General features: G+C 66.2%; 10 protein-coding genes and 1 pseudogene. All 11 read right to left on the reverse strand.

All coding sequences use genetic code 11. From position 1 onward, the window contains the following. Nucleotides 1-1,297, reverse strand: a pseudogene (locus B4L26_RS18605) (DNA-directed RNA polymerase subunit beta); the annotation flags it as partial. Between the two features lie 296 nt (nucleotides 1,298-1,593). Beyond that, a complete protein-coding gene (locus B4L26_RS18610) occupies nucleotides 1,594-2,505 on the reverse strand; it encodes a hypothetical protein (protein WP_290721402.1) in 912 nt (303 codons plus the stop codon). Next, entirely contained in the window at nucleotides 2,505-3,329 is an 825-nt protein-coding gene (locus tag B4L26_RS18615) for a hypothetical protein (protein ID WP_290721404.1), read from the reverse strand. Before B4L26_RS18615 ends, B4L26_RS18610 begins: the two co-directional genes overlap by 1 nt. 93 nt (nucleotides 3,330-3,422) lie before the next feature. Then, complete coding sequence (locus tag B4L26_RS18620) at nucleotides 3,423-4,676, reverse strand: MlaD family protein (protein WP_290721407.1); 1,254 nt, start codon at nucleotides 4,674-4,676, stop codon at nucleotides 3,423-3,425. A gap of 1 nt (nucleotide 4,677) precedes the next feature. Continuing rightward, a complete protein-coding gene (locus tag B4L26_RS18625) occupies nucleotides 4,678-6,045 on the reverse strand; it encodes an MlaD family protein (RefSeq protein WP_290721408.1) in 1,368 nt (455 codons plus the stop codon). Then, the gene (locus B4L26_RS18630) at nucleotides 6,045-7,403 is read right to left on the reverse strand and encodes an MCE family protein (RefSeq protein WP_290721410.1); all 1,359 of its coding nucleotides are present in this window, start codon (nucleotides 7,401-7,403) and stop codon (nucleotides 6,045-6,047) included. The genes B4L26_RS18625 and B4L26_RS18630 overlap by 1 nt, the downstream gene beginning before the upstream one ends. Then, nucleotides 7,403-8,551, reverse strand: a complete 1,149-nt coding sequence (locus tag B4L26_RS18635) for an MlaD family protein (protein ID WP_409563525.1) — start codon at nucleotides 8,549-8,551, stop codon at nucleotides 7,403-7,405. Before B4L26_RS18635 ends, B4L26_RS18630 begins: the two co-directional genes overlap by 1 nt. Before the next feature lie 35 nt (nucleotides 8,552-8,586). Beyond that, the gene (locus B4L26_RS18640; protein WP_290721416.1) at nucleotides 8,587-9,684 is read right to left on the reverse strand and encodes an MCE family protein; all 1,098 of its coding nucleotides are present in this window, start codon (nucleotides 9,682-9,684) and stop codon (nucleotides 8,587-8,589) included. Next, the gene (locus tag B4L26_RS18645; RefSeq protein WP_290721419.1) at nucleotides 9,681-11,015 is read right to left on the reverse strand and encodes an MCE family protein; all 1,335 of its coding nucleotides are present in this window, start codon (nucleotides 11,013-11,015) and stop codon (nucleotides 9,681-9,683) included. The genes B4L26_RS18640 and B4L26_RS18645 overlap by 4 nt, the downstream gene beginning before the upstream one ends. A 4-nt stretch (nucleotides 11,016-11,019) precedes the next feature. Then, the gene (locus tag B4L26_RS18650) at nucleotides 11,020-11,895 is read right to left on the reverse strand and encodes an MlaE family ABC transporter permease (protein ID WP_290721422.1); all 876 of its coding nucleotides are present in this window, start codon (nucleotides 11,893-11,895) and stop codon (nucleotides 11,020-11,022) included. Between the two features lie 2 nt (nucleotides 11,896-11,897). Beyond that, entirely contained in the window at nucleotides 11,898-12,704 is an 807-nt protein-coding gene (locus tag B4L26_RS18655) for an MlaE family ABC transporter permease (protein ID WP_290721425.1), read from the reverse strand. Nucleotide 12,705: the final 1 nt, after the last annotated feature.

Raw genomic sequence — 12,705 nt, forward strand, 5'->3', positions numbered from 1 at the left:
TGAACTGCGACAGCTGGCTGGTCCCGAAGAACTCCTTGATCGCGGCGACGACCGGCCGGATGTTGATCAGGGTCTGCGGCGTGATCGCCTCGACGTCCTGGGTCGTCATCCGCTCGCGCACGACGCGCTCCATGCGGGACAGGCCCACACGGATCTGGTTCTGGATCAACTCGCCGACGGTGCGGATGCGGCGGTTGCCGAAGTGGTCGATGTCGTCGACCTCGATCGGCACCTCAAGGCTGTCCGGCCCGGCCACCTTCGCGAACGGGGTGACGTGCGGGTCGGCGTCGTGCAGGCGCACCAGGTACTCGACGATCGCGACGATGTCCTCGGTGGTCAGCGTCGACGGCCCGTTCATCGGGTTGTCGGTCAGGCCGAGCTTCTTGTTGATCTTGTAGCGGCCGACGCGGGCGAGGTCGTAGCGCTTCTCCTTGAAGAACAGGTTCTCCAGGAGGGCCTCCGCGGACTCCTTGGTCGGCGGCTCGCCCGGGCGCAGCTTGCGGTACACCTCGAGCAGCGCCTCGTCGGAGTTGGACGTCGGGTCCTTGTCCAGCGTCGACATCATGATCTCGGAGAAGCCGAAGCGCTCACGGATCTCGTCGGCGGTGAGGCCGAGGGCCTTCAGCAGCACGGTGACCGGCTGGCGGCGCTTGCGGTCGATGCGCACGCCGACGGTGTCACGCTTGTCGATGTCGAACTCGAGCCATGCGCCGCGACCCGGGATCACCTTGACGGTGTGCAGGGTCTTCTCGGTGGCCTTGTCGATCGACGAGTCGTAGTAGACGCCGGGGCTGCGGACGAGCTGGCTCACGACGACACGCTCGGTGCCGTTGATGATGAAGCTGCCCTTGTCGGTCATGATCGGGAAGTCGCCCATGAACACGGTCTGCGACTTGATCTCACCGGTGTTGTTGTTGATGAACTCCGCGGTGACGAACAACGGCGCCGCGTAGGTCATGTCCTTGTCTTTGCACTCGGCGATGCTCGCCTTCACGTCCTCGAAGTGCGGATCGGAGAACGAGAGCGACATCGAGCCGGAGAAGTCCTCGATCGGGGACAGCTCGTGCAGGATGGCCTCGAGGCCGCCCTGCGGGTTCTCCTCACCGCGCGCGACGGCCTCTGCGCGCCAGGCGTCGGAGCCGATGAGCCACTGGAACGAATCCAGCTGGATGTCGAGCAGGCCGGGAACTTCCAGCGGCTCGGAGATTTTTGCGAAAGAGGCGCGGTGTGGTGCGCCGGGGATCGAAGTGGTTGAGGTGGACTGGCGGGTGGGTGCCAAGATGCGTCCTTCCAACACGAAAGTTGACTAGCTGCTACGAGGTGGGCTTGCGCCTGTGTCGCTGGTCTGGCGACCTGACATGGCGAAACGCTCGAGACAGCACAACGCGTGCAGGACGGGCGGATCAAAGGTGGACAGGAGGCAGCCAGCGCAACGTCCAACTGTATCAGAAAATAGACGCGCTTTGTCAAGTCGCGTCTGTCGCAGTGTCCGCGCTCGCTGGCTGAGAATGCGCGGTCCTGGCAATAGAGTGACCGCTAACAGGGCGAACGTCAAGCGTTACGCGTAAAAATGTGGGGATTCGCCGTTCCTGGTCACCAGGCGTCGACGCGACTGATCTTCCACTTGCCGTCCTGGTTGACGACTTGGTATTGGATTCCGACGACGAGACTGCCAGCGTTTGCGGCGCCCTGGTTCATACTGATGACCAAGCTCGCCAGCACCTGGGCGGTCGCGCCGTTGCCGCCACCGGTCAGGCCGCGCAGGCCGATCGCGTCGACCCGGCAGTCGTTGGTCTGCTGCGTCTGCTCGATCATCGACCGGTTGGTGGGCATCTGCTTCTCCCACTCCTGTCGGGCCGCACCGATGAGCACGCCGCGCGAGGTCGCAATCCACTTGTCGATGGTCTCGCCGCGACGGGGGCCGAGGATCGCGCAGGCGGCGGTCTCGGTCTGTCCGAGGACCGCCGAGGTCGCGGACTTGTCGATGAAGCTCTTGTCGCTCAGATCGCCGGCGCCGGGGTGCAGCAGGCCGATCAATCCGATCAGCAGGGCGGCGGCACCGATGGCGGCGAGGATGAGCGGGCCGCGCGTCGACGCGACCTCTCCCGCGCTACCACGGCTCGGAGCCGTCTTCGCGACGCCGGGCTTGGCAGTTCCGGCCTTTGCCGAGCTCGCCTTGCCCAGGTTCACCTTGCCCGCGCCGGCCTTGCCGGTCGACGACTTCTCGGCACCCGCCGACGGGACCGATCCGGTGCCCGACGCAAGGCGTCCGGGCTTGGTCGTCGGGGTCCGCGGCGCAGACTTCTTCGGGGTCGCCGTCGACGCCGAAGCCGACTCGTCGGACGAACCGAGGCGCTGGATCGGGGCACGCTTCGACGCGGCCGGGGTACCCGTCGGGCGAGCCTTCGCACTGCCGGAACCCGTCGCCGGGCGACCCGTCGATGACCCCGGACGCGGTTGGCCCGCGACGCGGGGACGCTTCTTCTTGGGGGGCATGTCAGACATCAGTTACCCCCCGGCGCCTGGGTCGGATTCGGTGGATTCGGTTGTGCGCCAGCGGGATTGCCGCGCTGCTGGTCGGCATAGGGAATCGGGTTGAACGCGGCGATCGAGTCGGCCATGTACTTGCCGTCGATCTTGCGGACCGAGATGAGGAAGCCCATCGTCTGGGGGACGTCGGGCTGTCCGGGCGCCTTGGCGACGACCTCGACGTAAACCAGCGCCTTGCCCGCCTTCTCCCCGCGGTTGACCTCGGTGGCGGCGCTGCGGCGCACGCGGCTCTCCAGGCGGCCCGGTGCATCTTTGCGGCTCAGCACTTCCTCGAAGCCCTTGCCGCGCAGTTCTTGGAGTGCCCGACCGGTCAGGACCGACTCGACGTTCTCCTTGAACTTCTCCGGGTTGCGCGGGTCGATCGTGGTGACGTTCATCGCGGCGGTCTCCGCGGTGGCGACCACCGCGTCACGCACCTGCGCCGTCGAACCGTTGATGTACGCGCGCACGCCCACGATGCCGCCGACCAGGCCGACGATCAGTCCGACTACGGCGATCAAGCCGGCGATCGTCCACGAGCCTCCGAGGCCGCCGGTGAGCAGTGCCGCCTTGGCGTCCTTCACCAGCTTGGCCGGCTTCGCCGACTTTGCCGACTTTGCCGGCGCAGAATCCGCCTCGACAGAATCTTCGGTGTCGGCCGCGTCGTCATCGACCACAGCCGTCTGCGCGGCCTTCTCGTCGTCGTCAGCCGTGTCGGCAGCGGCCGCATCGTCGGCGGCCGATTCCGGCGTCGTCACGTCTTCGTCGACCGAGTCGTCGGCGTTCTTCTCGTCACTCATATCCGCACCACTCTATCGGCGCCGTCGTGCCCAGGGCCAATCCCGGGCACGACGGAACGCGCTGCGCCTCGAAAGGCCTGGTCAGCGTACCGACTACCCCTTCGTCGGGTGGACGCCGAGGAGCCAGGCGAGCTGGCTCGCCAACGGATTCAGATCGAGACGATCGGGATCCTTCTTCGGCTTGTTGTCCCACGGCTGCGGGATGTGCGGGTTGGCCAGCGAGGCCCGAGCCGCACCACGGACGGCCGTCGCCGAGCCCTGCGGCACGGTGCAGCGTGCATTCAGGTTCAGCGGGAAGTCGTCGTAGTTGATGTCGAACGTCGGGTTCTTGCGCTTGATCGCATCGATCATCTGCTGAGTGCCCTCGTAGCCCGCAGTACACGCCGCCGGGTTGTTCGTCTCAAGCACGACGCCGTAGTGGATCTGCCCATCGCCCGGCGCGGGCGCGTGCGCACCGGCCGACAGCGCCGACAACATCGCGAACAGTGCGTTCGTCGCGTAGCCGGTCGGGGCGACCGCGTTCTTGATCGTCGGAGCGAGCTCCTTGACGAACTTGGTGATGTCGCCGCCCTGCTTCTGCAGCATGTTCGACAACGCAACGGCGGAGGTCTGACCGGTCGTCAGCAACCGTCGGACGTCGGGGTCGGCCGACGCCAGCGTCGCGGTCACCAGGTCCAGGTTCTTCGACCACGTGAGGATCGCGTCGGACTGCTGCGCCTGCGTGGCCAGCACCCGACCCGAATGCTGCAGCAACGAGATGGTCTCGTTCAGCGAGTCGTACCCGGCCTTGGACAGGTTGTTCAGCGAGTCCACCAGGCGGGTCAGGTTCTCGCCCTGTCCGTTGAAGGCCTTGCCGAGCTCCTCGACGATCGTCTGCAGGTCGTCGACCGGCACCGACTCCGCAAAGTCCAGCGCCGTGTTGACGACGTCCTCGAGCGGCGCGGGCAGCGTGACCTTGTCCTTGCTGATCACCGAGCCCTTCTCGAGGTAGGGCGCACCCGAGGAGGTCGGGCGCAGGTCGATGAACTGCTCACCGATCGCCGAGCGCGACGCCACGACGGCAGTCGCCGTCGCCGGCACCTTGGGTGCACTCTTGGAGAGCTTCAGGTTGGCGTTGACGCCCTGGTCGGTCAGCTGCATCGACGCGACGCGGCCCACCGGAACCCCCTGGTAGGTCACCTCGGCGTTCGGGAACAGACCGCCCGAATCGGGCATCTGCACCGTCACCGGGTACTCGGCAACACCCGAGAGGCGCGGCAGGCGCGCATAGTTGATGCCCACGTAGATCATCGCGAGGATACCGACGATCGCGAAGACGATCAGCTGGGTCTTGACCATCCGTGTCATGTCAGCGTCCTTCCAGCATGGCCAGCGGACCATCGACGGCGGTCGCACCGGGCTGCGGCGGGGCCAACACGATGAACTGCGGGCGCCGCTCGCCGCGCTGCTTCTGCTTGGCAGCCGGGTACTTCAGATCGGGCCGGTAGTTGCCGTACGACGGCGGCGTCCACGGACCGATGCGCGAGTTCGGCGGCGGGGGCAGCAAGCCCACCGTCGGCCAGCCCCAGCGCGGGCCGTTGCCGTTGTAGTACGGGTTCGCCGGGTTCACCGGGATGTTGCGCGCCTTCGGCGGCGAGTAGACCGGGTTGCCTTGGCCCACGCCGAGCGCCTCGAGCTGGTTCAGCAGCCGCAGATCCAGCGTCATGAACAGGTTCGTCGAATCGCCCTTCGCCGCCGGCGTAAGCCAGTCGGGGAACGGCACGGTGAACATCAGCGGCGCAGCGGTGACCAGGTCGGGCATCGACTTGGCCAACGACGTCAAGACCGGCCGCAGCGCTTTGAGATCGGTGATGATCGCCTCACGCGACTTCCCCAGCACATCGGTGCCGACGACGCCGAGCTTGTCCAGCTTGGTCAATAGTTCGACGAACTGCGGCCGCTGCTCCTCCAGCACCTGCACACCGGCGGGCAGCTGTTCCAGGATCTGCTCGATCTGGCTCTGCTGCGACGCTGCACGCGTCGACAGCTTCGCCAGGCCGTTGATGGCCGTCACGATGTCGTCACGCTGCTTGTTCAGATTGGTGATCAGCCGGTTGGTCTCGAGCAGCAGACTGCGGGTCTTGTTGACCGAGTAGGCCTTGCCGTCGGGACCGGTGACCTGGACCGTGGCGACGTCCATCGCCTTGGTCAGCTCCGTGACGATCGGCTCCATCTGATTGAGGCCGCCGTTGTTCAGCAGCATCGACAACGCACCGAGCACCTGCTCGATGTCGGTGGCGGTCCTCGTACGCGGATGTCCCTCCGAATCGAGCCCGGTGATCGGGGTGTCCGGGTTCTGCGCCGGTGCGCCCGCGGAATTCGGCGGCTCGGTCAAGCCGACGAACTTCTCGCCGAGCAACGCGGTCTGCTGAACCGCGGCATGCACCTGGTCGGACAGCTTCACGTTGTCGCGGACCACCATCTTCACGGTGGCCTGCCACTCGTCGGGCGCGATCGTGATGTCGGTGACCCGACCCACGACGATGCCGTCCTTCTTCACCAACGACTGCGGCACCAGGTCGAGGATGTCGTCGAACTTCACCCGGTAGGTGACCGGGTTATCTCCGACGTTCACCCCGCCCGGGAGCGGCACCGACTGCAGGCCGCTGCACGCCGACAGGAGGCCAACGCTGGTCGCGGCGATAGTCGCGGCGGTGGCTGCTTTGGTCCAACGCATCAGCGGGTCCCCCTCTCCGACTGGCGCGGCTTCGGCTTGGTCGGCGTCGGCTTGGCCGGCTTCGGCGTCTGCGGATTCGGGCTCGTCGGCGTCGGCAACATCAGACCCGGATCCTTGCGGCCCGGACGCGTGCCCGGCACGACGTAACGCTGAGTCTTGTCGTTGCTCATGATGCCGAACGGCAGCACCGGGAGCAGCGGGCTCGTCCCCGCCACGACCTGGTTGGCGATGTCGGTGCAGTGGCTGATGATCGGCGCCATCTTGTGCTGCCACTCGAGGAACGGCTGGGTGCCGGGCATGAGGTTGCCGGGGTTGAGCAGCTTGCACTGGGTGGCCAGCAGGTTCTGCAGATCCTGGATCGTCAGCCGCATGGCCAACGTGCCCGACTCCGCGTCGTAGGCGTTGATCAGGTTGGACACCGTCACCGGCAGGACCGTGAGGATCTCCTTGATGGAGTCCTGGTTGTCGTTGAGCAGCTTCGCGGTCGGCTGCAGCGAGCGCACGGTATCGCCGATCGCCTGCTGGTTGTCGTTGACGAAGCGCGCCACGTCGCCCAGCGCCACCGACAGTGTCGCCAGCGCCTGGCCGAGCTGCTGGCGCTCGCCGGCCAGGAAGGAGTTGAACGAAGCCATCTGGGTGTTGAACTGACGCACCTGGGCGTCGTTCTCGTCGAGCGCGGCGACAAACGTGTTCAGTTGCTTGATCGTGTCGACGATGTTGCCACTCGAGTCCGACAGCGTCGTCGCAGCCTTCGACAGGTTCGTGAAGGCCGAGCCGAGCTTCTCGCCGTTGCCGCGCAAGTTGTCCGCACCGACGCGGACGAACTCGGTGACGACGCCCTCCTTGGTGCCGCGCTTGGCGTTGACACCGTCGGGGCCGAGCGAACGGGACAGCTTCTGGAGGTTGGCGTAGAGCTCGTCGACCTCGACGGGGACCATCGTCTGGTCGATGCCCAGCGTGATGTTGCGCGGCGCCCGCGGACCACCGGTGTAGGCCGGGGTCAGCTGGATGAAGCGGTCGGCGACGATCGACGGCGAGACCTGCACCGCGCGCACGTCGGCGGGCAGCTTCAGTCCGCGCTTGACGCGCATCTTGACGTGCACTTTCTCACCGTCGGGACGGACACTCTGCACCTCGCCGATCGGCACACCGAGCATGCGCACATCGCTGCCCTTGTAGATGCCGATGGCGCGCTTGAACGTCGCGTTGATGGTCGTGGTGCCGATGCCCGAGAAGGCCCACCACAGCACGCTCCCGACAATCAGTGCCAGGACCGTGCCCAGCACGATGCCCACGATGTGGCGCGGAGTGAACCAGCGCCCCGGTCCGGATGTCGTCGTCAGATCTGGGGTCGTCATTATCCGGCCTCGGTTCCGCCGTTGTTAAGCATCTTCACCTTGTTCGGGGGACGCGTCGTGTTCTGCTGCGGGAGACCCGGCGGCAGCAAGTTGGTCACCATCGACTCGAACCAGCGGCCGTTGCCCAGCACGTTGGCGTAGAGCCGGTAGAACGGTGCCAGATCCTGGATCGCGCGGCCCAGGTTGTCGCGGTTCTTGGTCAACACGCCAGCGACCTGCTGCAGCGACTTCAACGCCGGGCCGATCTGCGCCTGGTTGTCGGCGACGATGCCGGACAGCGCCTTGCTCAGCGTCGTCGTCGACGCGAGGAGCGTGGAGATCGACTGCTGGCGGTTGTTCAACTCGTCGAGCAGCTGCCCGGCGCCGGCGATCAGCCGGGTGAACTCCTGGTTGCGGTCGGCAAGGATCTTCGACGTCGTCTTGGTCGCCGCGAGGAGGCGCTGGACCTCTTGGTCGCGCTTGGCGATCGTCGCCGAGAGCCTGCTCAGGCCGGTCAGCGCCGGTCCGAAGTCACCGGCGGTGCCGGAGAACGCGGCCGACATCGTCTGCAGCGACTCGGCGACCCGGTCGGTGTTCAACTCCGTCAACTGGTTGCTCGCGTCGGAGAACGCCTCGATGACGTCGTAGGGCGCGACCGTGTCCGTAATCGGCTTCGACGGGTTGGCGGCGTGTGAGCCGCGCGGGATCAGACCGAGGTACTTCTGACCGAGCAGCGTCTTGATCTGGATCGACGCCTGGGTCTGATCGCCGATCCACGTGTCCGCCACGGTGAACACGACGTCGACCTTGTTGCCGTCCTTGTTGAGCCCGACCTTGTCGACCTTGCCCACCTTGATGCCCGCCACGCGGACCTCGTTGCCCGGCTGCAGACCCGCGGCCTCGGAGAACTGCGCGGTATAGCGCGGTCCGGCACCGAGGATCGGCAGGTCGCTCAGGTAGAACGAGGACACCGACAGCATGATCAGCATGAGCAGGCCAAGCGCGCCGACGGTGATCGGCGAGCGGCGGCCGGCGAAGCGGCGTGAGGGGTGCAGCTTCTGCGGATCGGCGGCCAGTGCCGCCGCTTCGCGTTGCGCGCGCGCCGTCTCATCGTCGACGGCGGCGAATTGCTCGGTCGGAGCGTCGTCGGGAATTCCGTTGTCCGGCATGTCTGCGCGGTCCTTATCGTCAGCCATCTCCACCCCTAGCCCGGTCGCCGCTCGTCACGCCAGCAGCGGGTGGCCGCACTGGTGTAGAGGACATGGTTGATATCGGGCATCGGGATCAACGGGTCACTGAGCAAGATCGACTTGCCGTTGCCCATCACCACGTCGATGCCGCAGAGGTAGAACTGGAACCACGAGCCGAAGGTCGCGGCGCGACCGATCTTCTCCAGCTTCGGAGGCAGATTCGTGATGATCGCCTCGACGTCCTTCTTCCGGCTCATGATCTGGTCCGACACCGAACGCAGGCCTGCGATGTCGCCGGCGATCGCCGGTCGGGTCTGGCCCAGGATGGAGCCCATCACCGAGGTCAGGTTGGACACGGAGGTGACCGCCGAGCCGACCGAACCGCGCTGGGCCGCGAGCCCGGTGACCAGCTGCGAGGTGTTCACCAGCAGCGAGTCGAACTGCTCGTCGTGCGCACTAACCGTCTCGAGCACCTTATTCAGGTTGGTGATCAGCTCGCCGATGACCTGGTCGCGGTCGGCAAGGGTGTTGGTCAGCTCCGACGTCTGCGACAGCAGCGACGACATCGTCGCGGCCATGTTCTGGCCGGGCGAATCCTGGAACACCGAGATGATCTGGTCAGCCAGCTTGTTGACGTCCTCGGGGCTGAGCTGGCGGAACACCGGGCGGAAGCCGTCGAAGAGCTGGGTCAGGTTGACCGCCGGGTGAGTCGTCGTGTCCCCGCGGTCGAGGCCGAAGACGTGGCCCGGACGCAGCACCTTGCCCGCGTCGCCTGCGCCGCGTTCCAGCGCCAGGTAGCGCAGGCCCGTGAGGTTGCGGTAGCGGATGTGGACGTTCGTGCCATCGGGCAGCGTGGCGCGGTCGACCGCGAAGCTCACCTTCGCACGATTGCGCTCGAACACCTCGACGTTGCTCACGGCACCGACGCGCACACCGGCGATGCGGACGTCGTCGCCCTTGTTGAGCATCGCGGCATCGTCGAAGACCGCCTGGAAGTCGTGCTTGCCAGACGATCCCGCGTTGGCAATCGTCAACGCGAGCATCGCCGTCGCGATGACAGTGATCAACGCGAACGTGATCAGCTTGATCAGGGGTGGGACGATGGACTTCATCGCATGTTCACCTGCGCTCCCCGCAACCTCGAGGCACCCGTCAGAGTCACCCAGCTGGGGACCTGTTCGGGCGCGACGCCGCTGGCGCCGCCGTAAATCATCTGCAACTGCGCCCGGTAGACCGGATCGCTCCACACGTTGGACTTCGCCTTACCTGCGGGCAGCGCCGAGAACTGCGCAGCGGGCATCTGCGGAATGTTCCGCGGACCCGCGTTGCGCGAGGGCGGCTGGTAGGAACCGTCGGCCAAACCGCCACCGGGGTACTGCGGGAACGGACGGCCGTTCGAGGCCGGCGTGTAGCAGACCGGACCACGGTCGTAGTCGAACAGGCGCGGCTCGTCCTGGTTGGGCAGGTAGCGACCACGCGGGTTGACGAACTGCAGGTTCACGCGCACACCCGGATTCGGGGTGCCCTCGCCGACGATCCGTCGCGACTCGGGGATCAGCCCGGCGAAGTTCTTGAACGTGCAGCCGAACGTCGGCGACTGGCGTGCCAGGCCCGCTAGCGTCTCGCTGCTGCCGGTGAAGATGGCGATCAGATCGTCGCGGTTGGTGCGGAGGAAAGCCGTCGTGTCGTCGGCCGCAACACCCAGGGTCGCGATGAGCCCGGACAGGTCGCCCTGGCGCTCCACCAGCGTGTTGCCGGTGACCCGCAGGTTGTCCAAGCCGTCGATGATCGCCGGCAGCGCCTCAGAGTAGGTCGTCGAGAACGACGCCAGGCCGCGCAGTGTCTCCTGCAGGTCATCGGTGTGGGCGTTGATGTCACTGAAGATCGTGTTGAGACGCTTGATGGTCTCGCCGATCTCCTGGCCGCGGCCGCTCAGCGCCTGGCTGATCGAGGTCAGGGTGACGTTGAGGTCCTGCGGCGGCACGGCCTTGAGCAGCGGCAGCAAACGGTCGAACAGATCCGACACTTCCTTGGCATTGCCCGCCTTGGACGTGAAGATCTCGTCGCCGGCCTGCAGCCTAGCGACGTTCGTCTGCCCTTCGGGTACCTCAAGTGCGACATAGCGCTCACCGAACAGGGTCTTCGGCAGGATTCGCGCGGTCGTATCCCTCGGCAGCATGTTCATCTTGTCCGGCTGCATCGCCAAGACGATGTCCACCTTGCCGTCGGGGCCCGGTTGGACCGAGTCCACCGTGCCCACCGTCATGCCGCGCGCCTTGACGTCGGCATGTTTGGCCAGCGAGTTGCCCGCCGAGTCGGTGCGCAGCGTGACGTCCTTGGTCGTGGTGAAACGACCCTGGAACTGCATGATCGACCCGCCGATGAAGGCAGCGATGACCAGGAAGAAGGCCAGCCCGTAGAGCCGGCGCCGGAGAGTTTTCATGATGTCAGCCCGCCACTCGCACGGTCGTCGAGGTACCCCAGATCGCGAGTCCGAGGAAGAAGTCCAGAAGTGCCAGCAGCACTAGCGCAGCGCGGACCGCGTGGCCCACGGCCACACCGACGCCGGCGGGGCCGCCACTGGCGAAGTAGCCGTAGTAGCAGTGCACCAGGATGATCACGAAGGCGAAGATGAGGACCTTGCCGAAGGACCACAGCACGTCTTCGGGTGGTAAGAACAGGCTGAAGTAGTGGTCGTAGCCACCTGTCGATTGCCCGTTGAACACCGTGTTGATGGTTCTCGAGGCCCCGTAGGAAGCGAGCAGGCCCAGCACGTACAGCGGGATGACGGCGACGAAGCCGGCGATCACGCGGGTGGTGACCAGGAACGGGACCGACGGGACGGCCATGACCTCGAGCGCGTCGATCTCCTCGGAGATCCGCATGGCTCCCAACTGGGCGGTGAAGCCACAGCCCACCGTCGCCGACAGCGCCAAGCCCGCGACGAGCGGCGCGACCTCACGGGTGTTGACGTAGGCCGAGAGGAAGCCGGTGAGCGCCTGGGCGCCCAGGTTCTGCAGAGCGGCATAGCCCTGCATGCCCACGACGACGCCGGTGAAGCCCGACATCAGCACCATCACGCCGACGGTGCCGGCGATGACGGCGAGACCGCCGGTGCCGAACGCCACCTCGGCGAGGATGCGCAGCACCTCGCGGTAGTAGTGCACGATCGTGCGCGGGATCCAGGCGATGGTCCGCGCGTAGAACGACATCTGCTCGCCAGCGCCGTCGAGCACCGAGAGGGGCTTGTTGATCTGCTTGCGCAGCTCATAGGCGAGGTAGTCAGCCCGCCCCTTGGAAATGGTCACGCCACCTTCAGACACGGTTACGCCCCCTTCGGCGGAACGACCTGCAGGTACACCGCGGTCAGGATCAGGTTGGCGAAGAAGAGCAGCAGGAAGGTGATGACGACGGATTGGTTGACCGCGTCGCCGACGCCCTTCGGGCCGCCCTTCGGGTTCAGGCCCTTATATGCGGCGACCACACCGGCGATCACACCGAAGATGGCCGCCTTGACCGTCGATATATAGAGGTCGGGCAACTGCGCCAGGGAGCCGAACGACGCCAGGTAGGCACCCGGGGTACCGCCCTGGACCACCACGTTGAAGAAGTAGCCACCGGCGATGCCGATGACCGCGACCAGGCCGTTGAGGAGGATGGCGACGAGGATCATCGCCAAGACGCGCGGCACCACCAGGCGCTGGATCGGGTTGATGCCCAGCACCTCCATGGCGTCGATCTCCTCGCGAATCGTGCGCGCGCCCAGGTCGGCGGCTACTGCCGACCCGGCCGCGCCCGCGACCAGCAACGATGTCACCAGGGGTGAACCCTGCTGGATGACCACCAAGACGCTCGCCGCGCCCGTGTACGACTCAGCACCGATCTGCTTGATCAGCGAACCGGTCTGCAGAGACACAATCGCGCCAAACGGGATTGCGATGAGCGCCGTCGGCAGGATCGTGACGCTGGCGATGAACCAGGCCTGCTGAATGAACTCCCGCCACTGGAACGGGCGCACAACGGACTGGCGTGCGACGTCGATGAATAGCTGTACGATCCGGCCGGTTTGCTCAAGTGCACCCGAGCCGGCGCTAGCCAATCGATCAACGCCACGCTTGGTGGCAGTCGTCATC

Source organism: Gordonia sp. UBA7599, from assembly GCA_002477755.1.
Classification (GTDB): Bacteria; Actinomycetota; Actinomycetes; order Mycobacteriales; family Mycobacteriaceae; genus Gordonia.

Bases quoted from the DNA above. Each gene is read 5' to 3' on its own strand.
- B4L26_RS18610 (WP_290721402.1), bottom strand. From the start codon at position 2,505: ATGTCTGACATGCCCCCCAAGAAGAAGCGTCCCCGCGTCGCGGGCCAA.
- B4L26_RS18615 (WP_290721404.1), bottom strand. From the start codon at position 3,329: ATGAGTGACGAGAAGAACGCCGACGACTCGGTCGACGAAGACGTGACG.
- B4L26_RS18620 (WP_290721407.1), bottom strand. From the start codon at position 4,676: ATGACACGGATGGTCAAGACCCAGCTGATCGTCTTCGCGATCGTCGGT.
- B4L26_RS18625 (WP_290721408.1), bottom strand. From the start codon at position 6,045: ATGCGTTGGACCAAAGCAGCCACCGCCGCGACTATCGCCGCGACCAGC.
- B4L26_RS18630 (WP_290721410.1), bottom strand. From the start codon at position 7,403: ATGACGACCCCAGATCTGACGACGACATCCGGACCGGGGCGCTGGTTC.
- B4L26_RS18635 (WP_409563525.1), bottom strand. From the start codon at position 8,551: ATGCCGGACAACGGAATTCCCGACGACGCTCCGACCGAGCAATTCGCC.
- B4L26_RS18640 (WP_290721416.1), bottom strand. From the start codon at position 9,684: ATGAAGTCCATCGTCCCACCCCTGATCAAGCTGATCACGTTCGCGTTG.
- B4L26_RS18645 (WP_290721419.1), bottom strand. From the start codon at position 11,015: ATGAAAACTCTCCGGCGCCGGCTCTACGGGCTGGCCTTCTTCCTGGTC.
- B4L26_RS18655 (WP_290721425.1), bottom strand. From the start codon at position 12,704: ATGACGACTGCCACCAAGCGTGGCGTTGATCGATTGGCTAGCGCCGGC.